26 protein-coding genes are annotated in these 26,036 nt (G+C 66.6%); 20 read left to right on the top strand and 6 right to left on the bottom strand.

Annotated features, from left to right (window positions below):
• Positions 1-85 precede the first annotated feature (85 nt).
• The 9 genes from Q7V45_RS06430 to Q7V45_RS06390 all read left to right on the top strand — a co-directional run bounded on the left by Q7V45_RS06430 (position 86) and on the right by Q7V45_RS06390 (position 9,340).
• Positions 86-1,015, top strand: coding sequence for a helix-turn-helix domain-containing GNAT family N-acetyltransferase (locus tag Q7V45_RS06430; RefSeq protein WP_304848814.1), 930 nt, complete (start codon positions 86-88; stop codon positions 1,013-1,015).
• Positions 1,012-1,917 carry a DMT family transporter gene (locus tag Q7V45_RS06425; RefSeq protein WP_304848811.1) on the top strand — a complete coding sequence of 302 codons (906 nt, stop codon included), beginning with the start codon at positions 1,012-1,014 and terminating at the stop codon, positions 1,915-1,917. The genes Q7V45_RS06430 and Q7V45_RS06425 overlap by 4 nt, the downstream gene beginning before the upstream one ends.
• A gap of 189 nt (positions 1,918-2,106) precedes the next feature.
• A complete protein-coding gene (locus tag Q7V45_RS06420; RefSeq protein ID WP_304848807.1) occupies positions 2,107-2,382 on the top strand; it encodes a septum formation initiator family protein in 276 nt (91 codons plus the stop codon).
• Positions 2,383-2,585: 203 nt separating this feature from the next.
• Entirely contained in the window at positions 2,586-3,629 is a 1,044-nt protein-coding gene (gene pdhA, locus Q7V45_RS06415) for a pyruvate dehydrogenase (acetyl-transferring) E1 component subunit alpha (RefSeq protein ID WP_304848804.1), read from the top strand.
• 4 nt (positions 3,630-3,633) lie between these two features.
• Positions 3,634-5,013: a pyruvate dehydrogenase complex E1 component subunit beta gene (locus Q7V45_RS06410; protein WP_304848801.1), complete on the top strand. Its 1,380-nt coding sequence runs from the start codon at positions 3,634-3,636 to the stop codon at positions 5,011-5,013.
• A 13-nt stretch (positions 5,014-5,026) separates the two neighbouring features.
• Positions 5,027-6,292 carry a pyruvate dehydrogenase complex dihydrolipoamide acetyltransferase gene (locus Q7V45_RS06405; RefSeq protein WP_304848798.1) on the top strand — a complete coding sequence of 422 codons (1,266 nt, stop codon included), beginning with the start codon at positions 5,027-5,029 and terminating at the stop codon, positions 6,290-6,292.
• A gap of 194 nt (positions 6,293-6,486) precedes the next feature.
• Positions 6,487-7,899, top strand: coding sequence for a dihydrolipoyl dehydrogenase (gene lpdA / locus Q7V45_RS06400; protein ID WP_304848795.1), 1,413 nt, complete (start codon positions 6,487-6,489; stop codon positions 7,897-7,899).
• A 6-nt stretch (positions 7,900-7,905) separates the two neighbouring features.
• The gene (gene lipA, locus Q7V45_RS06395; RefSeq protein WP_304848792.1) at positions 7,906-8,865 is read left to right on the top strand and encodes a lipoyl synthase; all 960 of its coding nucleotides are present in this window, start codon (positions 7,906-7,908) and stop codon (positions 8,863-8,865) included.
• A gap of 7 nt (positions 8,866-8,872) precedes the next feature.
• Entirely contained in the window at positions 8,873-9,340 is a 468-nt protein-coding gene (locus Q7V45_RS06390; RefSeq protein ID WP_304848789.1) for a type II toxin-antitoxin system RatA family toxin, read from the top strand.
• A gap of 2 nt (positions 9,341-9,342) precedes the next feature.
• Here Q7V45_RS06390 and Q7V45_RS06385 read toward each other — a convergent pair whose 3' ends face one another.
• Positions 9,343-9,834, bottom strand: coding sequence for a CinA family protein (locus tag Q7V45_RS06385; RefSeq protein ID WP_304848786.1), 492 nt, complete (start codon positions 9,832-9,834; stop codon positions 9,343-9,345).
• Positions 9,835-9,841: 7 nt separating this feature from the next.
• Positions 9,842-11,005: a bifunctional 2-C-methyl-D-erythritol 4-phosphate cytidylyltransferase/2-C-methyl-D-erythritol 2,4-cyclodiphosphate synthase gene (locus tag Q7V45_RS06380; protein WP_304848783.1), complete on the bottom strand. Its 1,164-nt coding sequence runs from the start codon at positions 11,003-11,005 to the stop codon at positions 9,842-9,844.
• A gap of 122 nt (positions 11,006-11,127) precedes the next feature.
• Here Q7V45_RS06380 and dusB point away from each other — a divergent pair, with 122 nt between their 5' ends.
• The 11 genes from dusB to Q7V45_RS06325 all read left to right on the top strand — a co-directional run bounded on the left by dusB (position 11,128) and on the right by Q7V45_RS06325 (position 22,835).
• Positions 11,128-12,135, top strand: coding sequence for a tRNA dihydrouridine synthase DusB (gene dusB / locus Q7V45_RS06375; RefSeq protein ID WP_304848780.1), 1,008 nt, complete (start codon positions 11,128-11,130; stop codon positions 12,133-12,135).
• A 29-nt stretch (positions 12,136-12,164) separates the two neighbouring features.
• Positions 12,165-13,244, top strand: a complete 1,080-nt coding sequence (locus tag Q7V45_RS06370) for a nitrogen regulation protein NR(II) (RefSeq protein ID WP_304848777.1) — start codon at positions 12,165-12,167, stop codon at positions 13,242-13,244.
• The gene (gene ntrC / locus Q7V45_RS06365; protein WP_304848774.1) at positions 13,241-14,716 is read left to right on the top strand and encodes a nitrogen regulation protein NR(I); all 1,476 of its coding nucleotides are present in this window, start codon (positions 13,241-13,243) and stop codon (positions 14,714-14,716) included. The genes Q7V45_RS06370 and ntrC overlap by 4 nt, the downstream gene beginning before the upstream one ends.
• Before the next feature lie 4 nt (positions 14,717-14,720).
• Positions 14,721-16,952, top strand: a complete 2,232-nt coding sequence (locus tag Q7V45_RS06360) for a PAS domain-containing sensor histidine kinase (RefSeq protein ID WP_304848771.1) — start codon at positions 14,721-14,723, stop codon at positions 16,950-16,952.
• 32 nt (positions 16,953-16,984) lie between these two features.
• Complete coding sequence (locus Q7V45_RS06355; protein WP_304848768.1) at positions 16,985-18,394, top strand: sigma-54 dependent transcriptional regulator; 1,410 nt, start codon at positions 16,985-16,987, stop codon at positions 18,392-18,394.
• A 15-nt stretch (positions 18,395-18,409) separates the two neighbouring features.
• A complete protein-coding gene (gene dat, locus Q7V45_RS06350; RefSeq protein WP_304848764.1) occupies positions 18,410-19,273 on the top strand; it encodes a D-amino-acid transaminase in 864 nt (287 codons plus the stop codon).
• Positions 19,270-19,926, top strand: a complete 657-nt coding sequence (locus Q7V45_RS06345) for an HAD family hydrolase (RefSeq protein ID WP_304848761.1) — start codon at positions 19,270-19,272, stop codon at positions 19,924-19,926. The genes dat and Q7V45_RS06345 overlap by 4 nt, the downstream gene beginning before the upstream one ends.
• A 105-nt stretch (positions 19,927-20,031) precedes the next feature.
• Complete coding sequence (gene hfq, locus Q7V45_RS06340; protein WP_068189217.1) at positions 20,032-20,277, top strand: RNA chaperone Hfq; 246 nt, start codon at positions 20,032-20,034, stop codon at positions 20,275-20,277.
• 100 nt (positions 20,278-20,377) lie between these two features.
• A complete protein-coding gene (gene hflX, locus Q7V45_RS06335; protein WP_304848909.1) occupies positions 20,378-21,637 on the top strand; it encodes a GTPase HflX in 1,260 nt (419 codons plus the stop codon).
• Positions 21,638-21,708: 71 nt separating this feature from the next.
• The gene (locus Q7V45_RS06330) at positions 21,709-21,996 is read left to right on the top strand and encodes a co-chaperone GroES (RefSeq protein ID WP_295139422.1); all 288 of its coding nucleotides are present in this window, start codon (positions 21,709-21,711) and stop codon (positions 21,994-21,996) included.
• 5 nt (positions 21,997-22,001) lie between these two features.
• The gene (locus Q7V45_RS06325) at positions 22,002-22,835 is read left to right on the top strand and encodes an inositol monophosphatase family protein (RefSeq protein ID WP_304848749.1); all 834 of its coding nucleotides are present in this window, start codon (positions 22,002-22,004) and stop codon (positions 22,833-22,835) included.
• A 2-nt stretch (positions 22,836-22,837) separates the two neighbouring features.
• Here Q7V45_RS06325 and mazG read toward each other — a convergent pair whose 3' ends face one another.
• The 4 genes from mazG to Q7V45_RS06305 all read right to left on the bottom strand — a co-directional run bounded on the left by mazG (position 22,838) and on the right by Q7V45_RS06305 (position 26,036).
• The gene (gene mazG, locus Q7V45_RS06320) at positions 22,838-23,668 is read right to left on the bottom strand and encodes a nucleoside triphosphate pyrophosphohydrolase (RefSeq protein WP_304848746.1); all 831 of its coding nucleotides are present in this window, start codon (positions 23,666-23,668) and stop codon (positions 22,838-22,840) included.
• Positions 23,669-23,739: 71 nt separating this feature from the next.
• Positions 23,740-24,402 (bottom strand): hypothetical protein, encoded by a 663-nt coding sequence (locus Q7V45_RS06315; protein WP_304848743.1) that lies wholly within the window; start codon positions 24,400-24,402, stop codon positions 23,740-23,742.
• Positions 24,403-24,486: 84 nt separating this feature from the next.
• Positions 24,487-25,257, bottom strand: a complete 771-nt coding sequence (locus Q7V45_RS06310) for an MBL fold metallo-hydrolase (RefSeq protein WP_304848740.1) — start codon at positions 25,255-25,257, stop codon at positions 24,487-24,489.
• Complete coding sequence (locus Q7V45_RS06305) at positions 25,248-26,036, bottom strand: TatD family hydrolase (RefSeq protein ID WP_304848737.1); 789 nt, start codon at positions 26,034-26,036, stop codon at positions 25,248-25,250. Before Q7V45_RS06305 ends, Q7V45_RS06310 begins: the two co-directional genes overlap by 10 nt.

Below are 26,036 nucleotides of genomic sequence, written 5' to 3'. Positions count from 1 at the left end.
GCGCAGCGAAGGACCTTTGCTTGATTGCCAATAGTTGACTACAGCAAGTAACTGATTGACGATGGCAACCATCTCGGAGGTTGCCATGGCAGCGTCGTCGCTCGCGTCCCGCATCGAGGCGGTCCGCCGTTTCTCGCGTTTCTATACCCGCCGCATCGGCGTGCTCGAGGAAACGCTGCTGCACAGCCCCTTCACACTGCCCGAGGGGCGGCTGGTCTACGAGATCGCCAATCGCGACCGGCCGACGGCACAGGAACTGTGCCGCGATCTCGGTCTCGACCCGGGCTATGTCAGCCGCCTGCTGAAGGGGCTGGAGAAGAGGGCCTGTCTCGCCCGCACACGCAGCCAGCAGGACAAGCGCGAGACGCAGCTCGCGCTCACGGCTAAAGGCCAGCAGCTCTGGGCGGCCATGAACGAGCAGTCGCGCCAGGACATCGCCAAGCTGCTGGCCGAACTGCCGGTGGAGCGGCAGGACAAGCTGGTCAAGGCGCTGGAGACGGTCGAGAAGCTGCTCGACGAGCCGCCGGAGAAGCGCACGCCCTTCACCCTGCGGCCGCATCAGCCTGGCGACATGGGCTGGATCATCCGCCGCCAGACCCAGCTCTATGCCGACGAACATGGCTGGGACGGCACCTTCGAGGCGATGCTTGCGGAGATATCGGCAAAGTTCATCCGGAAGTTCGATCCGAAGTCCGACAACTGCTGGATCGCCGAGCGCAACGGCGAGCTCGTGGGATCGGTCTTCCTGGTGCGGGCGGGCAAGGCCACTGGGCAGCTCCGCATGCTCTATGTCGAGCCGACGGCGCGCGGGTTGGGGATCGGCCAGAGCCTGGTCGCGGCCTGCATCGAGGATGCCCGGGCCAAGGGCTACAAGAAGCTGATGTTGTGGACCAACGACATCCTGGTCTCGGCGCGCAAGATCTACATCGCCGCCGGCTTCCGGCTCATCAAGGAAGAGAAGCACGACAGTTTTGGTAAGAAGCTGGTCGGGCAGTTCTGGAACCTCGACCTGTGAAGCGCCCCGGCCCCCTCTGGGCCGCGGCCGGGACCGGCATCCAGGTTGGCGCCGCCATGGTGGCGACGCGCTACGTCGTCGATGCGGCGGGGCCGGGCTCGCTCGGCTTCCTGCGCTATCTGGTCGGGCTGATCTGCCTGGTGCCGGCGCTGTGGCTTCGGCCATGGCGGCGTATCGCCGGCCGCGACCTCGTGCCGATCGGGCTGCTGGGCATCGGACAGTTCGCCGCGCTGATCGTGCTGCTGAACTATTCTCTGCTGCACATCCCGGCGGCGCGGGCCTCGCTGCTGTTCTCGACCTTTCCGCTCATGACCATGATTTTGTCGGCACTGCTCGGCCGGGAACGCTTGACGATGGCGAAAGTCGGTGGCTCGCTGCTCACCGTCGGGGGCGTCGCGATCGCGCTCGGCGGGGCCGCGATGACGGCGCAGCCGGAACACGGATCGGTCTGGCTGGGGACGCTGTCGGCGCTCGGTGCCGCCCTCTGCGGCGCGCTCTGTTCGATCTTCTATGCGCCCTACGTCGCGCGCAGCTCCGCGCTGCACGTAACCGCCTTCGCCATGTTCGTGGCCGTCCTCGCGCTCGCCGGCATGGCCGCCACGGAGGGCTTTTTCGTCACCTCGCCGTCGTTCACCGCGGGCGAGATCGCGGCCATCGCCTTCATCGGCGTATCGAGCGGCATCGGCTTCTTCCTCTGGGTCTATGCGCTGGGCAACGCGCCGCCGAGCCAGGTTACGCTGTTCCTCGGCCTCGGTCCGGTGACGGCGGCGCTGGGCGGCACGGCGCTGCTGGGCGAACCCTTGCCCGTCGCCGCACTGCTGGGGCTCGGCTGTGTCCTGGCGGGCCTGTGGTGGGCGCTGAAGCCCGACCAGCGGGCGGCGCAAATGAAAAAAACGAAATAACCGAAACAGTCGAAACGAAAGTCATGCCCCGAGCGATCCATGGGGGCGGAGTTGCTTGGAGATCGCGGGTTCCCGTTGTCACAACCGCTGACAGCCTTCGGCGGAACGAAAATTTCTTGACGGAAGCCCACCATATGTTGCCATATGCCTGCAGGAACGCAGCATATGTTGTTGAGACCACGTCAGATTTTGGCTCCCGTCATCTTCGCCACGGTATTCGGCTATTTCGGGTACCATCTGGTGAACGGTGATCGTGGGCTGCTGGCCATGGCGCATCTGCAGCGCGAAGTGCTGATCGCCGAACAGAACCTCGCCGAAGCCGAGACCACCCGGAAGATCTGGGAGCGGCGCGTTGCGGCGCTGCGCAACCAGAGCCTCGAGCCCGACATGCTCGACGAGCGGGCGCGCGTTCTCCTGAATTTCGCGCGCAAGGACGACATCATCGTCTTCATGCCGACGCGCTGAAGGTGAGATTCCTGCGACGATGACGCCTCGTTCAGCGTTCGCCCCGCGGTCATCTGAAAGAAACTGTCCGGTGCGATCCATCGTAGGCAAACAATCGCTCAATTGCTGCGGCGCACCCGCGGCGAGTCTGGTTTTTCCTGCTAGATCAAATACATCGCCCTGAGCGATGCTATAAGCCGAAGTGCGTTCATGAGGGGACTGCCATGGCGAAGCCGGCCACCAAGCCGAAAGACGATCCTTCTCCCGCCAAGGCGAAGTCGCCTGCGACTCCGGGCGACAACAGCGTGAGCCCCGACGAGCTCAAGGCGCATTACCGAGACATGCTGCTGATCCGCCGCTTCGAGGAGCGGGCGGGCCAGCTTTACGGCATGGGCCTGATCGGCGGCTTCTGCCATCTCTACATCGGCCAGGAAGCGGTCGTGGTCGGGATGCAGGCCAACGTCCGGGACAAGGACGCCGTCATCACCTCGTACCGCGACCACGGCCACATGCTGGCCTGCGGCATGGATCCCAAGGGCGTGATGGCCGAGCTGACGGGACGCAGCGGCGGCTACTCCAAGGGCAAGGGCGGCTCGATGCACATGTTCAGCCGCGAGAAGAGTTTCTACGGCGGCCACGGCATCGTCGGCGCCCAGGTGCCGATCGGCACCGGCCTCGCCTTCGCGCACAAGTACAACGGCAACAAGAACGTCTCGCTGACCTACTTCGGCGACGGCAGCGCCAACCAGGGCCAGGTCTACGAGGCCATGAACATGGCCGCGCTCTGGAAGCTGCCGGTGGTCTACATCATCGAGAACAACCGCTACGGCATGGGCACCTCGGTCGAGCGCGCCTCCGCCACGACCGAACTCTACCGCCACGGTGAAGCCTTCGGGATCCCCGGCGAACGGGTCGACGGTATGGACGTGCTGGCGGTGCGGGCGGCAGGCGAGAAGGCCATCGAGCATGCGCGCAGCGGGCAGGGACCCTACATCCTCGAGATGCAGACCTATCGCTATCGCGGTCACTCGATGAGCGATCCGGCCAAGTACCGGACCAAGGAAGAGGTCGACAAGTTCCGCAACGAGCGCGACCCGATCGAGCACATCCGCAAGCGCCTGCTCGACGCCAAGATCATCGACGAGGCCGGGCTGAAGGCCATCGACACGGAGATCCGCAAGGTCGTGAACGACGCCGCCGAATTCTCGCAACAAAGTCCCGAGCCCGATCCATCGGAGCTGTGGACCGACATCCTGGTCGAGGCCTGATCCCATGAGCACTCAGGTTCTGATGCCGGCCCTGTCTCCCACCATGACCGAGGGCAAGCTCGCCAAGTGGCACGTCAAGGTCGGCGATGAAGTGAAGTCCGGCCAGGTGATCTGCGAGATCGAGACCGACAAGGCGACCATGGAAGTCGAAGCGGTCGACGAGGGCACGGTCGCCAAGCTCCTGGTCGAGGAAGGCACCGAGGGCGTCGCGGTCAACACGCCGATCTGCATCCTCGCCGGCGAAGGCGAGAGCGCCGCCGATGCCGAGACGCCGGCTCCGACCACCAAGGCCGAGGCCTCGAAGGAGGAGGCTCCCAAGTCGGACGAGAAGCCGAAGGCCGAGGCAGCGCCTGCAGCACCTGCCGTCGTTGCGCCCGCACCCGAGCCGGAGTGGAAGGGCGGGACGCAGCACATCACCGTGCGCGAGGCGCTCCGCGAGGCCATGTCCGCCGAGATGCGCGCCGATAAAACCATCTTCCTGATGGGTGAGGAAGTCGCGCAGTACCAGGGCGCCTACAAGATCAGCCAGGGCATGCTGGAGGAATTCGGCGAGAAGCGCGTCATCGACACGCCGATCACCGAGCACGGCTTTGCCGGCCTCGGCGTCGGCGCGGCGTTCGGCGGCCTCAAGCCGATCGTCGAGTTCATGACCTTCAACTTCGCCATGCAGGCGATCGACCAGATCATCAACTCGGCGGCCAAGACGCATTACATGTCGGGCGGCCAGATGACCTGCCCGATCGTGTTCCGCGGCCCCAACGGCGCGGCCTCGCGCGTCGCCGCCCAGCATTCGCAATGCTACGCGAGCTGGTACGCCCATGTGCCGGGCCTGCGTGTGCTTGCCCCGTGGAGCGCCGCCGACGCCAAAGGCCTGCTGCGCGCGGCGATCCGTGATCCCAACCCGGTGATCTTCCTCGAGAACGAGATCCTCTACGGCCAGTCCTTCGACGTGCCGGAGGATCCCGACTTCGTGCTGCCGATCGGCAAGGCGAAGATCGAGCGCGCCGGCAAGGACGTCACGATCGTCGCCTTCTCGATCATGGTCGGCAAGGCGCTGCAGGCGGCCGAGGAACTGGCCAAGCTCGGCATCGACGCCGAGGTGATCAACCTGCGCTCGCTGCGGCCGTTCGACACCGAGACCATCGTCCAGTCGGTCAAGAAGACCAACCGGCTCGTCTCCTGCGAGGAGGGCTGGCCCTTCGCTGGCATCGGCTCCGAACTCTCCGCGCTGATGATGGAGCACGCCTTCGATTATCTCGACGCGCCGGTGAAGCGCGTCGCCGGTCTCGACGTGCCGCTGCCCTATGCGGCCAACCTCGAGAAGATGGCGCTGCCGCAATCCTCTCACATCGTCGAGGCCGCGCGCGCGGTCTGTAATCGCTGACGGGAGAGCCGGCATGTCCATCAACATTTTGATGCCCGCGCTCTCGCCCACCATGACGGAGGGCAAGCTCGCCAAGTGGCACGTCAAGGTCGGTGACACGGTCAAGTCCGGACAGGTCGTCTGCGAGATCGAGACCGACAAGGCCACGATGGAAGTCGAGGCCGTCGACGAGGGCAAGATCGGCCAGATCCTCGTCGAGGAAGGCACCGAAGGCGTTGCCGTGAACGCCGTCATCGCCGTGCTGCTCGAAGAGGGCGAAAAGGAAGTCGCCAAGTCCGCGGCGCCCGCCGCGGAGAAGCCGGCTCCCAAGGCCGAGGAGAAGCCTGCCGCGGCTGCTCCCGCACCGGCGGCCAAGCCCGCCGCTCCCTCCGGCGGCACCCGCCTCTTCGCCTCGCCGCTGGCCCGCCGCATCGCGGCGGAGAAGGGGATCGATCTCGCCGGCCTCAAGGGCTCGGGCCCGAACGGCCGCATCGTCAAGGCCGATGTCGAGAATGCGAAGCCCGCTGCCGCGCCCGTTGCGGCTCAGGCCCCGAAGGCCGCGGCCAAGGCCCCGGCGCCGGCCACCGGCAGCCAGCCGGTCTTCGTGGCGCCCGGCGACAGCCGCGTGCCGCACACCAGCATCCGCAAGGTGATCGCCCGGCGCATGCTCGAGTCCAAGCAGACCGTCCCGCATTTCTATCTGACGGTCGACTTCGAGATCGACGCGCTGCTGACCGCGCGCACGGCAATCAACGCCGTAGTAGAGAAGAAGGGCACCAAGGTCTCGGTCAACGACATGGTGATCAAGGCCTGCGCCAAGGCGCTGCGCGACCATCCGGAGTGCAACGCCTCGTGGACCGAGGAGGAGATGATCCAGTACGGCGCGGTCGACATCTCGGTCGCCGTCGCCACCGATCGCGGCCTCATCACGCCGATCGTGCGCAATGCCGACATGAAGGGCCTCGCGCAGATCTCGATCGAGATGAAGGATCTCGCCAGCCGCGCCAAGAGCGGCAAGCTGAAGCTTGAGGAGTTCCAGGGCGGCGGCTTCACCATCTCGAACCTCGGCATGTTCGGCATCCGCGACTTCGGCGCCATCATCAACACGCCCCAGTCCATGATCCTGGCCGTCGGCGCGGGCGAGGAGCGGGTCGTCGTCCGCAAGGGCGAGATGGTCATCCGCAACATCATGAGCTGCACGCTGGCCGTCGATCACCGTGTTGTGGACGGCGCCCTGGGCGCGCAGTTCCTGCAGACTCTCACGGCGTATATCGAGCAACCCGCCGCGATGCTGGCCTGATGTCGTCCGGGATCGAAAAATCCGGCCGTCATCTCGACCAGAGCGCGCAGCGCGGAGTGGAGAGACCTTCTCTCCACGATTTGTCGGCTTTTGGTCGAGAGAAGGTCTCTCCGCTACGCACCTTCGGTGCTCCGGTCGAGACGACGGAGGCTTGCCTCCTGCGACCGCAGCTCATCCGGCTCTAGGAGCACGTCATGGCCGAAACCAGTTTCGATCTCATTGTCGTGGGCGGCGGGCCGGGCGGCTATGTCGCCGCGATCCGCGCGGCGCAGCTCGGGCTCAAGACCGCCGTGGTCGAGCGCGAGCATATGGGCGGCATCTGTCTCAACTGGGGCTGCATCCCGACCAAGGCGCTGCTGCGTACCTCGGAGGTCTACGGGCTCATCAAGCATGCCGAGGCCTACGGCCTGTCAGTCAAGGACGTGTCGTTCGACCCGAAGAAGATCGTCGAGCGCTCGCGCAAGGTCGCGAGCCAGCTCAGCAACGGCGTCTCGATGCTGATGAAGAAGAACAAGATCACGGTGTTCGACGGCACCGCGAAGCTCGCCGGCTCCGACGGGGCCAGGCGCAAGGTCGCGGTCGCGCTGAAGGACAAGAGCAACGTCACCCTGACGGCCAAGGACGTGATCCTCGCCACCGGCGCCCGCGCGCGCCAGCTTCCTGGCCTCGAGGCCGACGGCAAGCTGGTGTGGAGCTACAAGGAAGCGATGGTGCCGCCGGAATTCCCGAAGTCGCTGCTGGTGATCGGCTCGGGCGCGATCGGCATCGAGTTCGCCAGTTTCTACCGCACCATGGGCGCCGAGGTGACGGTGGCCGAGGTCATGGACCGCGTGCTGCCGGTCGAGGATGCCGAGGTCTCCGCGTTCGCCAAGAAGGCGTTCGAGAAGCAGGGCATGAAGATCCTGACCAGCGCCACGGTCTCCAATCTGAAGAAGGGCGCCAACAACGTCACGGCCACCATCACGGTCGGCGGCAAGGCGCAGGAAATCACGGTCGACCGCGTCATCAGCGCCGTCGGCATCGTGGGCAACGTGGAGAATATCGGCCTCGAAGGCACCAAGGTGAAGGTCGAGAAGACCCACATCGCGATCGACCAGTGGGGCTTCACCGGCGAGCCGAACGTCTACGCGATCGGCGACGTCGCCGGCCCGCCCTGGCTCGCCCACAAGGCGATGCACGAGGGCGTGCTGGTGGTCGAGAAGATCGCCGGCGTGAAGGGCGTGCACCCGATGAAGACCGAGAACATCCCGGGCTGCACCTACTGCCAGCCGCAGGTCGCGAGCATCGGCCTCACCGAGGCGGCGGCGAAGGCCAAGGGGCTGGAACTCAAGGTCGGTAAGTTCCCCTTCATCGGCAACGGCAAGGCGATTGCCCTTGGCGAGCCCGAGGGTTTCATCAAGACGATCTTCGATGCCAAGACCGGCGAGCTTCTGGGCGCCCACATGATCGGCGCCGAGGTCACCGAACTGATCCAGGGCTACAGCATCGCCAAGACGCTGGAGACCACCGAGGCCGAGCTGATGGCCACGGTGTTTCCGCATCCCACCCTGTCGGAGATGATGCACGAGTCGGTACTGGCGGCGTACGGCCGGACGCTCCATATCTAGACCATCATGGACGGAACCCTCGACAAGCTTTCCCTGAGCCGGGCCGAACGCCACCCGGAAAAGGCCCATCGCCCCGACAACCCGATCCAGCGCAAGCCGGATTGGATCAGGGTGCGTGCGCCCAACTCGCCGGAATATGCCGAGACCAAGCGTCTGATGCGCGAGCTCAAGCTCACGACGGTGTGCGAGGAGGCGGCCTGCCCGAACATCGGCGAGTGCTGGAAGCAGAAGCACGCGACCTTCATGATCATGGGCGAGACCTGCACGCGGGCCTGCGCCTTCTGCAACGTGGCGACCGGCAAGCCGGGCGCCCTCAACCCGCATGAGCCGGCCAACATCGCCGAAGCTGTGGGCAAGCTCGGCCTCGGGCATGTCGTGGTCACGTCCGTCGACCGCGACGACCTGGAAGATGGCGGGGCAGGGCACTTCGCCGAGGTGATCACGGCGCTGCACAAGTCGGCGCCCACGACCACGGTTGAGATCCTGACGCCCGACTTCATGCGCAAGCCCGGCGCCATCGAGACGGTCGTCGCGTCGCGGCCCGACGTTTTCAACCACAATCTCGAGACCGTGCCGCGGCTCTATCCGACGATCCGTCCTGGCGCGCGCTATTTTACCTCGCTGCGCCTGCTGTCGCGCGTGAAGGAGATCGATCCCGCGATGTTCACCAAGTCCGGCCTGATGGTCGGGTTGGGCGAGACGCGCGAGGAGATCCTGCAAGTCATGGACGACCTGCGCGCCGCCGACGTCGACTTCCTCACGATCGGCCAATACCTGCAGCCGACGCCCAAGCACGCCGCGCTCGACCGGTTCTGGACGCCGGCCGAATTCTCCGAGCTTGCCCAGATGGCTCGCGCCAAGGGCTTCCTGATGGTCTCGTCTTCGCCGCTCACGCGGTCGAGCTATCATGCCGGCGACGACTTCGCGCGCCTCAAGGCCGCGCGTCAGGCGCAGCTCAAAGGCTGACGGCTCCTTGGCGACCCGTCATCAGGAACGGCGAGTCGTTCCGTTCCAACCGCGACAGCTGTTCGACCTGGTCGCCGACGTGCCGCGCTACCCCGAGTTTCTGCCCTGGTGTTTCGCCGGCCGCATCCGCCGGCGCGAAGGCCCCAGCGTCGAGATCGCCGAACTGGCGATCGGCTTCGGCCCGTTCCACGAGAAGTTCGTCTCGCGTGTCGAGCTGTCGCCCGACGATCCTGAAGGTCCGCGCATCGTCACGACTGGCATCGAGGGCCCCTTCCGGCTGCTCCGGAGCCGCTGGATCTTCAAGCCTCATCCCGGGGGCACGCAGATCGACTTCGAGCTCGAGTTCGATTTCCGCTCGCTGCTGTTGCAGAAGACCGTGCAACTCCTCTTCGCCGAAGCCGTCCGTCGCATGGTCTCGGCCTTCGAGGCGCGGGCGGCGCAGCTCTACGGGAAGCCTGCCGTCGCCTCCTCCTGAGACTACCGCTCCGCGAGCTTCGCCAGCATCGCGAGCGCCGTGATCACCGTGAGGCGGCGGATTTCGTCGCGGTCGCCAGGGAAGACGTGGCGTTCGGTCATCGGCTCGAAGCCCGCGCGCGCAGCGCCGAAATGCACGAGGCCGACGGGCTTTTCGGCCGAGCCGCCGCCGGGGCCGGCCACGCCTGTCACCGAGACGGACAGCTGCGCGCCGGAGCGGGCGAGGGCGCCCGTGGCCATCGCGCGTGCCACCGGCTCGCTCACCGCGCCGTGGCTCACGATCGCGTCCCACGGCACGTCCAGCATTTCGCGCTTGGCCTCGTTGGAATAGGTGACGAAGCCGCGGTCCACGACGTCGGAAGAGCCGGCGATGGCCGTGAGGGCAGCGGCGATCAGGCCGCCGGTGCAGGACTCCGCCGTCACGACCTTGAAGCCGCGCTTGCGACAGGCGAACAGGACGTGCTCCGCGGCTTCCCGCATTTCGTGATCGAACATGTGTCGCTCAGCTCCCTGGAAGTTCCACGGTTGCGATGGCCTGGGCCGCGATGCCTTCGCGCCGGCCGGTGAAGCCCAATCCCTCGGTCGTCGTGGCCTTCACGCTGACCCGACCCGGGGCAACGCCGGCGATGGCGGCGATGCTGCGCACCATGGCGTCGCGATGCGGCCCGACCTTGGGGGCTTCGCAGACGATCGTGACATCGAGGTGAACGATGCGGCCGCCACGCGCCGTCACGAGATCGACAGCGTGACGCAGGAAGCGGTCGGACGAGGCGCCGCGCCATTGCGGGTCGGAGGGCGGGAAGTGCTTGCCGATGTCGCCGGCGCCGATCGTGCCCAGCACGGCGTCGGTCAGCGCGTGCAGCGCCACGTCGGCGTCGGAATGTCCCGCCAGCGTCTGGCCGTGCGGGATGGCCACCCCCCCCAGCATGACGGCATTGCCCGGCGCGAAGCCGTGCACGTCGAAGCCGAAGGCGGTGCGGGTTTCCATATGAGGCAAGGCGAGGTCGGCAGTGGTGGTGATCTTGCGGTTATCTTCGGTGCCCGCGACCATGACAAGCTTCAGCCCGGCCCGCTCGGCGACGGCGGCATCGTCCGTCAGCGCGGTTGCTTCGTCGGCGGCGAGCAACGCGGCCGCGCGATGCGCCGCGAGGAGCGGCGCGAAGCGGAAGACCTGCGGTGTCTGCGCGCGCCACAGGTCGCTTCGCGGCACGGTTTCCGTGATCGTCTGGCCCGCGCCGACGCGCTTCAGCGTATCGGCGAGGGGAATGCCGAGGATGGCGCCGTCGATCCCGTCCGCCGAGGCGGCGGCGAGGCACGCCTCGATGTCGGCAGGCCGCACGAACGGCCGCGCCGCGTCGTGGATGGCGACGAAATCCGGCGCCGCAGCGGCCAGGGCTTCGAGGCCGTGCAGCACGGACTGCTGGCGGCTGGTACCGCCCGGCACCGGCGCGGGCAGGCCGAGCCCGCGGGTTGCTGCCTCGTAGCGGGCGTCATCTCCCGCACCGATCACCACGAGAATCCGGCCGACGGCCGGCGTGGCCCGAAAGGCGGTGATGGTCCGGCGCAGGACGGGTTGGCCATCCAGAAGCGCATATTGCTTGGGCAGTGGGCCGCCGAAGCGGCTGCCGCGGCCGGCCGCGACGATCAGGGCGGTGACTCTACGCATAATGGGCAATCTAGCAGGCTTTGGCGGGCAGGTACTTCCAGCCCTTGCGCTGGCCGTCGGGACCCGCTATTGCTCGCTTAATTATTGTGCAGTGCACAAGATGCCTAATATATGAACAAAGAATGCAAAACGCACACCGCCTCAAACCTGTCGACATCGGCCCCGTTCGCATCGAGGACCCCGTCATCCTGGCGCCGCTGTCGGGTGTCAGCGATATGCCCTTCCGCCAGATGGTGAAGCGCCGCGGGGCAGGACTCGTCGTCTCCGAGATGATCGCCTCCGCCGCGATGGTCCGCGAGAACCGCAAGACGCTGCTCATGGCCAAGACCACGCCGGAAGAGTTCCCGATGTCGGTCCAGCTCGCGGGCTGTGAGCCCGAAGTCATGGCCGAGGCCGCCAAGCTCAACGAGGATCGCGGCGCGGCGATCATCGACATCAATTTCGGCTGCCCGGTGAAGAAGGTCGTGAACGGGCATGCCGGTTCCTCGCTGATGCGCGACGAGGTCCATGCCGCGAAGATTCTGGAAGCCACGGTCAAGGCGGTGAAGCTGCCGGTCACGCTCAAGATGCGGACCGGCTGGGACTCGACCAACCGAAATGCCCCGAACCTCGCGCGCATCGCCGAGGCGTGCGGCATCAGGATGCTGACGGTGCACGGCCGCACGCGCTGCGATTTCTACGACGGTCACGCTGACTGGGCCTTCGTCCGCACCGTCAAGGCAGTCACGAAGCTGCCGGTAATCGTGAACGGCGACATCAACACGCTCGAAGACGTCGACCAGGCGCTGGAGCAGTCGGGCGCCGACGGCATCATGATCGGCCGCGGCGCCTATGGACGTCCGTGGTTTCTTGCCCAGGCAATCCACTATTTGCGGACCGGCGAGCGGCTGCGCGACCCCACGATCGCCGAACAGTACGCGGCGGTGCGCACGCATTTCGAGGCGATGCTCGAACACTATGGTCTGGAGACCGGCGTGCGCATGGCCCGCAAGCATCTCGGCTGGTACTCGAAGGGGCTTCCTGCCTCGGCCGATTTTCGGGCGGCGCTCAACCGCGAAACCGACGCCGGCAAGGTGCGGAGCATGCTCGCTTCGTTCTTCCTGCCGGCCGCGGAGCGGCAGGCAGCCTGATGTCCCTGCGCCCTCTCAAACGGAACGGCATGAGCGATCAGTTTCCGGCGGCTCTCCTCGATTCGCTCTCGGAAGCGATCATCGTCGTCGATGCGAACGGCCTGATGCACTACGCCAACCTATCGGCCGAGCAGTTCTTCGGCGTCGGCCGGGCTCGCCTGGTCGGTCATCCGCTGAGTGAGTTCGTTCCCGAAGACACGCCGCTCTTCTCACTTCTGGAGCAGGTGCTGGCCACCGGCGGTGCGGTCGCCGAGAACGGCGTGACGCTCGCGTCGCCGCGCATCGGCACGCGCTTCTGCGCGCTTCGGCTCTCGCCGATCGTCGAAAGCGAAGGCTTGGTCGCGGTCTCCCTGGTCGAGCAGACGATCGCCCGCAGCATCGACCGGCAGCTCTCGCACCGCAGCGCCGCCCGCTCGGTCAGTGCGCTGGCCGCGATGCTGGCCCACGAGGTCAAGAACCCGCTGTCCGGCATCCGCGGCGCCGCCCAGCTCCTCGAACAGTCGGTGCCGGATTCCGAGCGGGAACTGACCGAACTGATCTGCGAGGAGACCGACCGCATCGTGGCCCTGGTCGACCGCATGGAGGCCTTCGCTGACGGACGCCCCATCGAGCGCGGCCCCATCAACATCCATCAGGTCCTGAACCACGTCCGCCGCCTGTCGCAGAACGGCTTCGGCAAGGGCGTGCGTTTCATCGAAACCTACGATCCGTCGCTGCCGGACGTGCACGGCGACCGCGACCAGCTCATCCAGGTGTTCCTGAACCTGGTGAAGAATGCCTGCGAAGTGCCGGGCGACGTCGAGCGCGAAATTGAACTCTCGACCGCCTACCGCCATGGGCTGCGACTGGCCGTGCCCGGGCAACAGACGAGGGTGAACCTGCCGCTGGTCGTTTCCGTGCGCGACAATGGCCGCGGCGTCTCCGACGAGATCCGCAGTCACCTATTCGACGCTTTCGTGACCAACAAGCCGACCGGAACCGGCCTGGGTCTTGCTTTGGTTGCCAAGATCATCAACGACCACGGCGGCGCGATCGAGTTCGATAGCGAGCCGGGCCGCACATCATTCAGGGTCATGTTACCGCTCCAATTCCCGCAGGCCACGCCATGAGCGAAGGCACCACCATTCTCGTCGCCGACGACGACCGCGCCATCCGCACGGTCCTGCACCAGGCGCTGGGCCGCCAGGGCCATACGGTTCGCAGCACCGGTACCGCCGCCACGCTCTGGCAATGGGTCCAGGAAGGGGAGGGCCAGCTGGTCATCACCGACGTGGTGATGCCGGATGAGAACGGCCTCGACCTGGTGCCGCGCATCCGCAAGCTCCGGCCCGACCTGCGCATCATCGTCATGAGCGCACAGTCGACGCTGCTTACGGCCGTGCGCGCCACCGAGCGCGGCGCGTTCGAATACCTGCCCAAGCCGTTCGACCTGAACGAGCTGATTTCGGTCGTGAACCGGGCTCTGTCGGCGCCAGCCGCCTCGATGGCGCGTTCGCCGTCTGTGCCGGAAGAGGGCGAGCGCCTGCCGCTGATCGGTCGGTCGCCCGCGATGCAGGAAATCTACCGCTCGCTTGCGCGCCTGATGGCGACGGACCTCACGGTCATGGTCACGGGCGAGTCGGGGGCCGGCAAGGAACTGGTCGCGCGTGCGCTGCACGATTACGGCAAGCGCCGGAAGGGGCCGTTCATCGCGCTCAACATGGCCGCGATCCCGCGCGAGCTGATCGAGAGCGAGCTGTTCGGCCACGAACGCGGCGCCTTCACAGGTGCGGTTCAGCGGTCGGCCGGCAAGTTTGAGCAGGCTTCGGGGGGCACGCTGTTCCTCGATGAGATCGGCGACATGCCGCCCGAGGCCCAGACCCGCCTGCTGCGCGTGCTGCAGGAAGGCGAATACATGACGGTCGGCGGCCGCACGCCGATCAAGGCCAATGTGCGAATCGTGGCCGCGACCCATCGCGACCTGCGCCGCCTGATCCAGCAGGGCCTGTTCCGCGAGGATCTGTTCTATCGCCTCAACGTCGTGCCGATCCGCCTGCCGCCGCTGCGCGAGCGGCTCGACGACATTCCCGAACTGGCCAACCACTATCTGCAGATGGCCACCGCCGACGGATTACCGACCAAGGTCCTGTCTCCGGAGGCGATGTCGCGGCTGAAGCAGCACCGCTGGCCGGGCAACGTCCGCGAACTCGTCAACCTGGTGCGTCGCCTGTCTGCGCTCTATTCCGAGGAAATCATCGGCGTCGAGACGATCGAGAGCGAACTGGCGGACGCCGTGTCGGCGATCGATCACGGCCCGTCATCGTCCGAGTCGAGCGAAGACATCTCTCTGGCCGATGCCGTCGACCGCCATCTGCAGTCGCTTTTCGCGGCACACGGGGACCGGCTGCCGCCGGACGGCATGTACGATCGTGTCATTTCCGAGGTGGAGCGGCCGTTGCTCGCCCTGGCGCTGGGGGCTACACGCGGGAATCAGTTGCGCGCGGCCCGCCTCCTGGGGCTCAATCGCAACACGTTGCGCAAGAAGATAAAGGACCTCGACGTCCCCGTGGTTCGCACGCCGCAGGTTCGCCGAGGCGGGTGATTTCGTGACAGCTGCGCTGGGCGTTTCACGCTTGGGCGACAAGATGAGCGTGGTGCTGCGCAGCCTCAGCGGCCGCATCGCCGCCGTCTCGTTGGCCGTTCTCGCCATGGCTGCCGGCGGCGCGACTTATGCGTGGCTCGCCGGCTTCGTGCCAGAGTCGTTCGGCACGCGCGGCTGGATGACGGGCCTGCTGGTGGCCGATCTCGTCATCGCGATCGCGCTGGTCTCCGTCGTGGCCGTCCGCCTGACCCAGCTCTGGCTCGACCGGAGGCGCGGGGCCGCAGGCTCGCGCCTGCACATGCGGCTGGTGCTGGTCTGCAGCGTCTTCACCATCACGCCGACGGTCATCGTCACCATCATCCTGTCGCTGCTGGTGATCAGCCTCACCGACTTCGTCGTGAAGCCCTCACAGGCCTCGTACGAGGCGGCACGCGCCATCGGCGAGCCGGTGCGGCGCGCCCGCGAGCAGGAGATCCTGAACGACATCGAGGCGATCTCCGCCCCGCTGCAGGCCGAAGGCGTCGACGGGGTGCGCGACCCGGCGGCAACGAAGGCGATGCTGGAGCGCCTGATCGAGGGACGGCCGATCATCGAGGCCACTGTGCTGGATGCCGACAAGGGGGTCATCGCCCAGGCCAAGGCGCCGGATGCGACCGGGATGACCAATCCTGTCCCGCCGGCCCAGTTCCTCTGGCAGGCGGTGAACCAGGCTAGGCCCGTCCAGATCGAATCGCCCACCGGCGCCTACTTCGTGATGCAGCTCTTCGTGGGCGAGCCACTGTTCCTCGCGACCGGCCACGCGGTCGACCTCCGGGTCGTCGACTACATCAAGAGCATCGAGTTCGCGGGCTCGTTTTACTCACAAATCGAATCGGCGCTGCGGCGCAGCCAGCTCATCATCTTCGTGGTCTGCGGCGCCATCGCCTTCCTGATGCTGCTGGCCGCGGTCTGGCTCGCCATCCTTTTCGCGACCCGCCTGACCGAACCGATCGGCGGGTTGATGCTGGCGGCGGAGCGGGTCCGCGGCGGCGATCTCAGCGCGCGCGTGGAGGAGGGACCGCCGAATGACGAGTTGGGTCAGCTTGCGCGCTCCTTCAACCGCATGGCCAGCCAGATCGAACAGCAGCGCGGCGAACTGATCCACGCCAATACCGAACTGGACACCCGGCGCCGACTGACCGACGCGGTTCTCGCGGGCGTCTCGGCCGGCGTTCTCAGCGTCGACGGCGAGGGTGTCGTGATGCGCTCCAACCGCTCCGCGCTGGACCTTCTGGCCCTCCCTGAGGACGGCGTGCTGGGGCGGCCGCTGATCGCAGTGATGCCGGAACTGGGGCCACTGGTCTCGCAGGCGGCGGAGCGGCCCGACCGGATGACCCAGGGTCAGGTCGAAATCCTGCAGCGCGGAGCGCGGCAGATCCTGCTGGTCCGCATCAGCGCCGCCACCGGCGCAGGCTTCGTCGTCACCTTCGATGACGTCACCGACCTGATGTCGGCGCAGCGCATGGCGGCCTGGGGCGACGTGGCCCGCCGCATCGCGCACGAGATCAAGAACCCGCTGACGCCGATCCAGCTCTCGGCCGAGCGGCTGAAGCGCCGCTACCTGAAGCAGATCAAGGAGGACCCCGAGACCTTCTCGATGTGCACCGACACGATCATCCGGCAGGTCGGCGACATCGGGCGCATGGTCGACGAGTTCTCCTCCTTCGCCCGCATGCCGCGACCGACGGTCAAGGAGGAGGATGCCAAGGAGATGTGCCAGCAGGCCCTGTTCCTGCAGCGCAACGGCAATCCCGACATCCGCTACATGGCGAACCTGCCCGCCCACCCGCTGCCCTTGAATTGTGACCGCCGCCAGGTCGCGCAGGTGCTGACCAACATCCTGAAGAACTCGGCCGAGGCGATCGAGGGCAGGGACGAGAAGCCGGACACGCCCTTGCCTCAGGGTGAGATCAGCCTGTCGCTGATCGAGGACGAGGCCGGCCTGCGCATCGTCGTCGAGGACAATGGCCGGGGGCTGCCCAAGGAAGGACGCGAGCGGCTGACCGAGCCGTATATGACGACCCGCAGCAAGGGAACCGGACTTGGTCTCGCGATCGTGAAGAAGATCATGGAGGACCATGGCGGGTTCCTGTCGCTGCAGGATCGCGAGGGTGGCGGCGCGCGCATCAGTCTGGTATTCCGGCGAGACGCGAAGGAAATCGCGTCGGCTCGACCACACGCGACAGCCGCACAATGACCCGCCGTTCCATGCGGGCTGCTTGAAGTGACATGGCCCACGATATTCTGATCGTCGATGACGAACGCGATATCTGCACGCTGATCGCCGGCATCCTCGAAGACGAGGGCCACACCGCCCGGCGTGCCCACAACAGCACCGAAGCGATCGAGGCCGTCCGGCAGCGCCGGCCGGCGCTGGTCATCCTCGATGTCTGGCTGCAGGGAAGCGAGCTCGACGGGTTGCAGATCCTGGAAGTCATCCGCCGCGAGGATCCGCCGATCCCGGTCGTGATGATCAGCGGACACGGCACGATCGATACCGCGGTGTCGGCGATCAAGAGCGGCGCCTACGATTTCGTCGAGAAGCCGTTCAAGGCCGATCGCCTGCTGCTCGTCGTCGACCGCGCCATCGAGGCCGACAAGCTGAAGCGCGAGAACGTGGCGCTGCGCCGCCGTGCCGGCGGCGAGGTGACCTTCGTGGGCTCCTCCAGCGACGCCGCCAACGTCCGTGCGCAGATCGAGAAGGTGGCGCCAACCGGCAGCCGTGTCCTGATCACGGGCGCTTCCGGGTCGGGCAAGGAAACGGTGGCGCGGCTGATCCACCAGGGATCGAAGCGCGCCGACGGACCGTTCGTCGTCGTCAACTGCTCGACCCTGCCGGCCGAGCGGCTCGAGATCGAGCTCTTCGGCACCGACGGTGACACCGACGCCGAGGCGCTGCGCGTGTCGGGTGCCTTCGAAATGGCGCACGGCGGCACGCTGGTGCTCAAGGAAGTGGCCGACCTGCCTCTGGCACTGCAGGGCCGGCTGGCGCGCGTGCTGCACGAACAGTCCTATGCCCGCGACGGTGGCAAGACCAAGGTCGAGATCGACGTGCGCGTCCTCGCCACGACGGCGCGCGATCTTCAGGAGGAGATCGCCGCCAGCCGGTTCCGCGAGGACCTGTTCCACCGGCTGAACGTGGTGGGGCTGCGCGTGCCGCCGCTCAGTGAACGCCGCGAGGACATTCCAGAACTGGCGCTCGACCTTCTGAAGCGTGTCGCCGACGCCACAGGCCTGCCGGCGCGCTCCATCGGAGAGGACACACAGGCGGCGCTGCAGGGCCACGACTGGCCGGGCAACGTGCGCCAGCTGCGCAACGTCATCGAGCGGCTGCTGATCCTGGCGCCGCCGGGCGGCGCGCCGATCCGCGCCGACGTCCTGCCCAATGACGTCAGCGAGGACGCACCGTCGGTGCTGCGCTGGGAGAAGGGCGGGGAGATCATGCAGCTGCCGCTGCGCGACGCGCGCGAGGTCTTCGAGCGCGAATACCTGCTCGCCCAGGTGACGCGTTTCGGCGGCAACATTTCACGGACGGCAACCTTCGTCGGCATGGAGCGCTCGGCCTTGCACCGCAAGCTGAAGTCGCTCGGCCTGCACGGCGGTTCGCTGGAAAGCAACGGCGTTGAGCCGTCGGTCTGAGCAGGAGAGGGCGTTATGGCGCGTTATGCCTATGTCAACGGTCGGTATGTCGACCATCGGGAAGCGAGCGTCCATATCGAGGACCGCGGCTACCAGCTGGCCGACGGCGTCTATGAGGTGGTGGGCGTCCGCGACGGCAAGTTGATCGACGAGACGCCGCATATCGACCGGCTCGACCGCTCGCTGAAGGAACTTCGGATCGGCTGGCCGGTGTCGCGCAACACGATGGGCTTCATCCTTCGCGAGCTGATGCGGAAGAACCGCCTGCGTGACGGGCTGGTCTACATGCAGGTGACGCGCGGCGTCGCCCGGCGCGACCATGGCTTTCCGACCACGCCGGTGAAGCCCGCCCTGGTGATGACGACCAAGGCCACCAGGCATATCGAAGCCGATGCCGGTCCCGGCGTCGCCGTGAAGAGCATGCCCGACATCCGCTGGGAGCGTTGCGACATCAAGACGGTGGCGCTGCTGCCGAACGTGCTGGCCAAGCAGGCGGCGCGCGAGGCCGGCGCCTACGAGGCGTGGCTGCTCGACGACAAGGGCTGCGTGACCGAAGGCGCGTCGACCAATGCCTGGATCGTGACCGACGACGGCGAGCTGGTGACCCGCCAGACCGACAACGGCATCCTCTCCGGCATCACCCGCCAGACGCTGAAGTCGATCTGCAATTCGCTGCAGCTCAAGTTCGTCGAGCGGCCCTTCACCCTGGACGAGGCCAAGAAGGCCAAGGAAGCCTTCATCACGAGCGCCACGTCCTTCGTCACGCCGGTCGTCAAGATCGACGGCGACAAGGTGGGTGACGGCAAGGTCGGCGCCACGGCGAGGCGTCTGCGCGAGGAATACGTGCGCTTCTCGGAGGCGGGCGAGGCCGTGACGTGAGCCTGCCGGAGGGCCTGAAGCCGCCGCGCGCCATCCTGTTCGACTGGGACAACACGCTGGTCAACACCTGGCCGACCATCGTCGAATGCTACCGCGACACCTTCATGGCACTGGGCCTGATGCCGTGGACGGCTGCGGAGGTCCAGGACCGCGCCCATGGCTCCCTGCGTGAAGTCTTTCCGACCCTGTTCGGGGAACGCGCAGCCGAAGCGGAGCGGGTGTTCTACGAGACTTTCTTTCGCATCCACCTCGAACGGCTTGAGCCGCTGGCGGGCGCCGATACGTTGCTGGCGCACTGCCATGCCAAGGGGCTCTACGTTGCGATCGTCAGCAACAAGGTCGGCGACAATCTGCGGGCCGAGGTCGCCCACCTCGGTTGGGACAAGTGGATCGCCCGTTCGGTCGGTGCGCGCGACGCTGCCCGCGACAAACCAGCACCGGACCCCATCTTTCTGGCGCTCGACGGCACGGGAATTGCCCCTGACGATAGCGTGTGGATGGTGGGCGACACCCCAGCCGACCTCAAGAGTGCACACGCGGCGGGATGCCTGCCCGTTCTCGTGGGGGGCGCGGACGAGTTGTCCGGCTCCCTGCTTGAACATCCGCCGAGACTGCGAGCGCGTAATTGTCATCAGCTGGTGGCATTGCTTTGAGACCAACCTCCCCTATATACGAGGCGACTCGGTAGCGGGGAGAGACCCCGTACCCCCCAACCGGCCGCCTTCGGGCAGCCGGCCGCCCACCAAGAGGCCAAGAATATGAGCGAAAAGGCACAAAACGTTCAGGACGTCTTCCTGAACCACCTTCGGAAGAACAAGACTCCGGTCACGATCTTCCTTGTGAACGGCGTGAAGCTGCAGGGCATCGTCACGTGGTTCGACAATTTCTCGGTGCTGCTGCGCCGCGATGGGCATTCGCAGCTTGTCTACAAGCACGCGATTTCGACCATCATGCCGGTCACGCCGGTGCAGCTGTTCGACGGGGACAAGGCCGACGCAGGCTGATTTGATCGACGAATTCGAGCAGGACGTACAGGAAAAGCGCGCACGGCAGCCGCTGGAGACCGTGCGTCCCGCGACGGTGGCCGCGGTCGTGTGCCCGTACATGGCGGGACCACGCGGTCGCGGCAAAGAACGCGATAGCGGAGCAAAGCTGGAAGAGGCCGTGGGCCTTGCCCGCGCGATTGATCTCGACGTCCGGCTGCAGCAGGTCGCGCCGTTGCGGCAGGTCACTCCGGCGACCCTGCTCGGCAAGGGCGTCGTCGCCCGGATCGCGGCCGCCGTCGAGGAGATGGGCATCGGTCTGGTCGTCGTCGACGACAAGCTCACGCCTGTCCAGCAGCGCAATCTCGAGAAGGCATGGCAGGCCAAGGTCATCGACCGCACCGGCCTGATCCTCGAGATCTTCGGCGCGCGCGCCCGCACCCATGAAGGCCGCCTCCAGGTCGAGCTGGCCGCTCTCGACTACCAGCGCGGCCGCCTCGTGCGATCCTGGACCCATCTCGAGCGGCAGCGCGGCGGCTTCGGCTTCCTGGGCGGCCCTGGCGAATCGCAGATCGAGATCGACCGCCGCCTGATTGGCGAGCGCATCGTCCGGATCAAGCGCGACCTCGAAAGCGTGCGCAAGACGCGCGCCGTCAACCGGGCCGGTCGCAAGAAGGCGCGTCTGCCGACCGTGGCGCTGGTTGGCTACACCAATGCCGGCAAATCGACGCTGTTCAACCGCATGTCGGGCGCCGAGGTGATGGCCAAGGACCTGCTCTTCGCCACGCTCGATCCGACCATGCGGTCGATCAAACTGCCGAACGGCAAGTCCTGCGTCCTCTCCGACACCGTGGGCTTCGTCTCCGATCTTCCGACGCACCTCGTCGCGGCCTTCCGCGCCACGCTGGAGGAAGTGATCGAGGCGGACCTGATCGTGCATGTGCGCGACATTTCCCATCCCGATAGCGAGCAGCAGCGCGCCGACGTGGAGGAGGTTCTGCACGAGCTCGGGGCGCTGGACGAGGCGGGGGGCCGCCCGTTCATCGAGGCGCTGAACAAGGTGGACGCGCTGCCGGAAGAGGTGCGCGCAACCCTCGAGACCCGCACCGCCACGGGTGCCGAGCGGGCCCGGCAATATCCGGTGTCAGCGCTGACAGGCGAGGGGGTCGAGCGGCTCCTGAATGCGATCGCCGACCTGCTGGGCGCAGCCGGCGAAGCGCGCGAGGTCTCCGTACCGCTGGCAGACGGAGCGACCATCGCCTGGCTCTACCGGCACGGCGAGGTGCGCAGCCGCCGCGACGAGGGCGATACAGCCTGGCTCACGGTGGCGCTCGATGCCGCCGCAGCCGCCCAGTTCGAACGCCGCCAGATGGCCCGCTGATAGCTCCGCGTTGACACTCCGAGGGCGCCCTTCCTATAAGCGCCCAACATTCTCAGGACGAAGGAAACACCATGGCTTTCAAGCCCTTGCACGATCGAATTCTGCTGAAGCCGGTGGCCGCCGAGACCCGCACCAAGGGCGGACTCATCATTCCCGACACGGCCCAGGAAAAGCCGATGCAGGGCAAGGTTGTTGCGGTCGGCAAGGGACGCCGCCTCGAGGACGGCCGCCTGCAGGAGCTCGGCGTCAAGGTCGGCGACACGGTCCTTTACGGCAAGTGGTCCGGTACCGAGGTTAAGCTCGGCGGCGAGGATCACGTGATCCTGAAGGAAGAGGACCTCTTCGGCGTCGTCGGCTGAGGCCAATGCTCGACTCCGGCGGCTCGGAACGGGTCGCCGAACTCATGCGCGAGACGGCGGCAGCCGAGCTGTTGCCGCGTTTCCGCAATCTCTCCAAGGATGATGTCCGCCAGAAGCGGCCGGGCGACATCGTCACCGTGGCCGATGTCGCGGCCGAGCACCGGCTGGCGGCGGGCCTTGCCAGGATCCTGCCGGGTGTCCCAGTCGTGGGCGAGGAAGCCGTCGAGAAGGATGCGAGCCTTCTCGATCTCATCGGCCGCCCGGGCGAGGCCTGCTGGATCGTCGATCCACTCGACGGCACCGCGAACTTCGCCGCCGGCCGCGACCGCTTCGCCATGATCATCTGCCTGGTGCAGGACGCGACCGCCGTCGCGGGCTGGATTCTCGACGTACCGAACAACCGACTGGCCGTCACCCAGCGCGGCGGTGGGGTGAACTTCGATGGAACCCCCATCCAGGGCAAGCCGACGCAGGAACCGTTGAACGGCTTCGTCGGCTACAAGATCGCGAAATCCTTCGACGAGCAGCTGAGCCCTGGGCAACGCGCCCGACTGGGCAACATCACGACCTTGCGCTGCGCCGGTGCCGAGTATCTCGAGATTCTCGCGGGCCGCGCGAATTTCAGCCTCTACCGCACGACCAAGCCGTGGGACCACGCTGCCGGCACCTTGATGCTGCGCGAGGCGGGCGGCGGCGCCGTTCAGTTCGGCGCGGCGCCCTATACGCCGGCTCAGCCGCACAATGCCGGCCTGATCGCCGCTTCGACCGAAGGGGCGCTGAACGAGGCGAGGGCGCTGCTCGAAGCCTCCCGGATGCCGCTGCTGACTCCGAGGCCGTAACCTCACACCTGCCCCTTGGCCTCCTGCCAGAGGGTTTCCATTTCCTCCAGGCTGGCGTCGGACGGCTTGCGGCCGGTCTCGGCCAGGCGGCGCTCGATGTGGCGGAAGCGCTTCTCGAACTTGTCGTTGGTCGCGCGCAGCGCCACCTCAGGGTCGACCTTGCAGTGGCGGGCGAGGTTGGCGACGGCGAACAGGACATCGCCGAGTTCGTCGGCGACCTTGGCCTGCTCGACCTTGCCGGCCCCGAGCTCGACCCGCAGCTCTTTCAGCTCCTCCTCGATCTTGTCGATGACCGGACCGATCGTGGCCCAATCGAAGCCGACCCGGGCCGCCCGCTTCTGGATCTTCTCGGCGCGCATCAGGGCGGGAAGGGCGCGCGCCACCCCGTCGAGGGCGCCCGTCGCGCCTTCCGTGGTGGCCTTTGCCGCGCGTTCGGCGGCCTTGCGAGCTTCCCAGGAGACGGTCTGTGCATCGGCGGTCTTGATGTCTAGATCGCCGAATACGTGCGGATGACGGTCGACCATCTTGTCGGCGATGGCGGCGGCCACGTCGTCGAAGGCAAAGGCCTTGGCCTCGCTGGCGATCTGGCTGTGATAGACGACCTGCAGCAGGAGGTCGCCGAGTTCTTCCTTGAGCGCCGGCATGTCGTCGCGCTCGATGGCGTCGGCGACCTCGTAGGCTTCCTCGATCGTGTATGGCGCGATGGTGCGGAAGGTCTGGTCGATGTCCCACGGGCAGCCATGCTGGCGGTCCCGCAGCCAGGCCATGACGGCCAGCAGCCGCGGGAGCGGTTCCTTGGGCAGGGAATCCGGGGTGGGCTTGCCTGAAGTCATGCGGTCAAACACAATCTCAATTATCGTATAATATATATTATGACAAATATAGATATGATTTCAATATCAACCTACTGCCAGTCGATCCGCATATTCTCGGTTATCAATGCTAGGAGCTGGAGGCCGCGGCCCGCCTCGGCGGTCGGCATCCCAAGCGTGACCAGAACGCCGACTTTTGGGTTCCTGGGGTCAGGAATGACCAGATCGAACACAGTCCGCGGGCCACTGCTGTCGGAAGGCCCCTTCGGCACGTTCTCGTAGACGATCACGAAGCTGCCATCGCGGAGCTTGCGGGCCTGGGCCTGGACGCCCGGGCGCCGCGCCTTGATGGAGCCGGCCTTGGTGGCGGCGTAATGCTCGGCGTCCTTGACTCCCTCGAAGGTGAAATCGACCCGCCAGACGATCAGCCGGATGCGCTTGTCGAATGTATAGGCGACGGCCCGCTCCCCATCCTCGCTGGCCTGCCAGCCCATGGGCAGCAGCAGCTCGATCTTGATCGACTCGAAGCGCAGCCGGACGGCCTGGGTGGCCGGATCGATGCCAAGGACACGGGTGAACTTCTGAGTTGTGCCGCCACCGATGCTCTGTTCGCCGCGGGTGAAACTGGAGCCGTTGTCGGGCGTGCCGAAATCGCGAAACGTCAGTCCACCGGGGTCCAGCCGGTTGGCGGTCTGGGCGTGGAGCGGCGCCGCGAAAGGCACGAAAGCGGCCGCCGCCGAGCCCGACAGGAACATCCGACGTCCGGACGCCTTTCGTTTACGCTCGCACGTCAGGTGAGATATTTCCGATATCCATCTGGAATAAAACAATTATTCACCCTAGAGGTCGATTTGAAGACCGTCATGGCAAGGCGTCACATGGGACGGCGTCGTCCGCTCGACTTCGGCATAGTCCATATCGACATGCAGGTTGGTCAAGAATGCGCGCCGGGGCTTCAGCCGGTCGATCCATTCCAGGGCGCGGTCGAGATGGGCGTGTGTGGGATGCGGCCGGTAGCGCATCGCGTCGACAATCAGCACCTCCACGCCCTCGAGCGCCTTCAGAGAGTCCTCCGGCAGCATGACGACGTCGTTTGCGTAGCCGACGGCGCCGAAGCGGAAGCCCAGAGAGGGGATGGTCCCATGATCCTGCAAGAACGGCACGACCGGCAGGCCGGCGGCCTGAAAGGGGCCGGAGATCACCGTGTGCCGGTAGATCGGATTGTAGAAGCCGCCTCCCTCCGCTTGGAAGCAGTAGCCGAAGCGCCGGCTCAAGACGCCGTAGGTCCGCTCGTCCGACCACGATTCGATCTCGCCCTGGCGGAGGGCGAAGGGGCGCAGATCGTCGATCCCATGGCATTGGTCGGCATGGTCGTGGGTCCATATCACCGCGTCGATCCGCTCGACCTCGGCGGCCAGGAGCTGGCTGCGGACATCGGGCGAGGTGTCGATCAGCAGGGTCTTGCCCTGGTCCTGCACCAGGATGGAGCAGCGGGTGCGGCGGTTGCGTGGATCTGATGGGTTGGCCGCCCCCCACTCGCCCTTCCCGCCCGGTCCGCCCACCCGGGGAACGCCCGCCGAGGTGCCGCAGCCCAGGATGGTCACGCGCACCGCGAGCGCTCCGCCTTGGTGAACAGCCGGAAGAAATTGTCGGTCGTCGCGGCCTCCAGCTCGGCGATGGTCACGCCCTTGAGCTCCGCCACCTTGGCCGCGGTATGGGCGACGAAGGCGGGTTCGTTGGTCTTGCCGCGCTTGGGAATGGGCGCGAGGTAGGGCGCGTCGGTTTCGACCAGGAGCCGGTCGAGCGGGACGTCGCGCACGATGGCGCGCAGCTCCTCGGCCGCCTTGAAGGTCACAATCCCCGAGATCGAAATGTAGAGGCCGAGCGCCAGGGCGCGTTCGGCCACCGAGCGGCCCGAGCTGAAACAGTGGATCAGGCCGGGGAAGGCGCCCTTCCCGTGCTCCTCTTCCAGCATGTCGCCGGTCTCGGCATCGGCACTGCGCGTATGCACGATCAGCGGCAGGCCGGTCTGCCGGGACGCGGCGATATGGGCGCGAAAGCTCTCGGCCTGTTCAGCGCGCGGACTGTGCTCGTAGTAGAAGTCGAGACCGGTCTCGCCGATGCCGACGACCTTGGGATGGCGCGCCGCCTCGATCAACCGGTCGGGGGTGCGTTGCCCCTCCTCCTTGGCCTCGTGCGGATGGACACCGACCGAGCACCAGACATTGTCGTGGCGCTCGGCGATCGCCCTCACCCTTTCGAACTGGTCCAGCCGCGTGCCGATTGTCAGCATGCCGGCGACGCCCGCCGTCCGGGCACGCGCCAGCACGCCCGACTCGTCGCTCGTCAGCTCCGGAAAGTCGAGATGGCAGTGGCTGTCGATCAGCAT

Origin of the sequence: Reyranella sp. (genome assembly GCF_030651995.1) — a bacterium.
GTDB lineage: Bacteria > Pseudomonadota > Alphaproteobacteria > Reyranellales > Reyranellaceae > Reyranella.
The sequence above is the reverse complement of the archived record's forward strand: the minus strand, read 5'-3'. Positions and strand labels throughout refer to the sequence as shown.

What these genes read in the sequence shown, in the direction of transcription:
- Q7V45_RS06430 (WP_304848814.1), top strand. Translation starts at nt 86, where the DNA reads ATGGCAGCGTCGTCGCTCGCGTCCCGCATCGAGGCGGTCCGCCGTTTC.
- pdhA (WP_304848804.1), top strand. Translation starts at nt 2,586, where the DNA reads ATGGCGAAGCCGGCCACCAAGCCGAAAGACGATCCTTCTCCCGCCAAG.
- Q7V45_RS06410 (WP_304848801.1), top strand. Translation starts at nt 3,634, where the DNA reads ATGAGCACTCAGGTTCTGATGCCGGCCCTGTCTCCCACCATGACCGAG.
- Q7V45_RS06405 (WP_304848798.1), top strand. Translation starts at nt 5,027, where the DNA reads ATGTCCATCAACATTTTGATGCCCGCGCTCTCGCCCACCATGACGGAG.
- lpdA (WP_304848795.1), top strand. Translation starts at nt 6,487, where the DNA reads ATGGCCGAAACCAGTTTCGATCTCATTGTCGTGGGCGGCGGGCCGGGC.
- lipA (WP_304848792.1), top strand. Translation starts at nt 7,906, where the DNA reads ATGGACGGAACCCTCGACAAGCTTTCCCTGAGCCGGGCCGAACGCCAC.
- Q7V45_RS06385 (WP_304848786.1), bottom strand. Translation starts at nt 9,834, where the DNA reads ATGTTCGATCACGAAATGCGGGAAGCCGCGGAGCACGTCCTGTTCGCC.
- Q7V45_RS06380 (WP_304848783.1), bottom strand. Translation starts at nt 11,005, where the DNA reads ATGCGTAGAGTCACCGCCCTGATCGTCGCGGCCGGCCGCGGCAGCCGC.
- dusB (WP_304848780.1), top strand. Translation starts at nt 11,128, where the DNA reads ATGCAAAACGCACACCGCCTCAAACCTGTCGACATCGGCCCCGTTCGC.
- Q7V45_RS06370 (WP_304848777.1), top strand. Translation starts at nt 12,165, where the DNA reads ATGAGCGATCAGTTTCCGGCGGCTCTCCTCGATTCGCTCTCGGAAGCG.
- ntrC (WP_304848774.1), top strand. Translation starts at nt 13,241, where the DNA reads ATGAGCGAAGGCACCACCATTCTCGTCGCCGACGACGACCGCGCCATC.
- Q7V45_RS06355 (WP_304848768.1), top strand. Translation starts at nt 16,985, where the DNA reads ATGGCCCACGATATTCTGATCGTCGATGACGAACGCGATATCTGCACG.
- dat (WP_304848764.1), top strand. Translation starts at nt 18,410, where the DNA reads ATGGCGCGTTATGCCTATGTCAACGGTCGGTATGTCGACCATCGGGAA.
- hfq (WP_068189217.1), top strand. Translation starts at nt 20,032, where the DNA reads ATGAGCGAAAAGGCACAAAACGTTCAGGACGTCTTCCTGAACCACCTT.
- hflX (WP_304848909.1), top strand. Translation starts at nt 20,378, where the DNA reads ATGGCGGGACCACGCGGTCGCGGCAAAGAACGCGATAGCGGAGCAAAG.
- Q7V45_RS06330 (WP_295139422.1), top strand. Translation starts at nt 21,709, where the DNA reads ATGGCTTTCAAGCCCTTGCACGATCGAATTCTGCTGAAGCCGGTGGCC.
- Q7V45_RS06325 (WP_304848749.1), top strand. Translation starts at nt 22,002, where the DNA reads ATGCTCGACTCCGGCGGCTCGGAACGGGTCGCCGAACTCATGCGCGAG.
- mazG (WP_304848746.1), bottom strand. Translation starts at nt 23,668, where the DNA reads ATGACTTCAGGCAAGCCCACCCCGGATTCCCTGCCCAAGGAACCGCTC.
- Q7V45_RS06315 (WP_304848743.1), bottom strand. Translation starts at nt 24,402, where the DNA reads ATGTTCCTGTCGGGCTCGGCGGCGGCCGCTTTCGTGCCTTTCGCGGCG.
- Q7V45_RS06305 (WP_304848737.1), bottom strand. Translation starts at nt 26,036, where the DNA reads ATGCTGATCGACAGCCACTGCCATCTCGACTTTCCGGAGCTGACGAGC.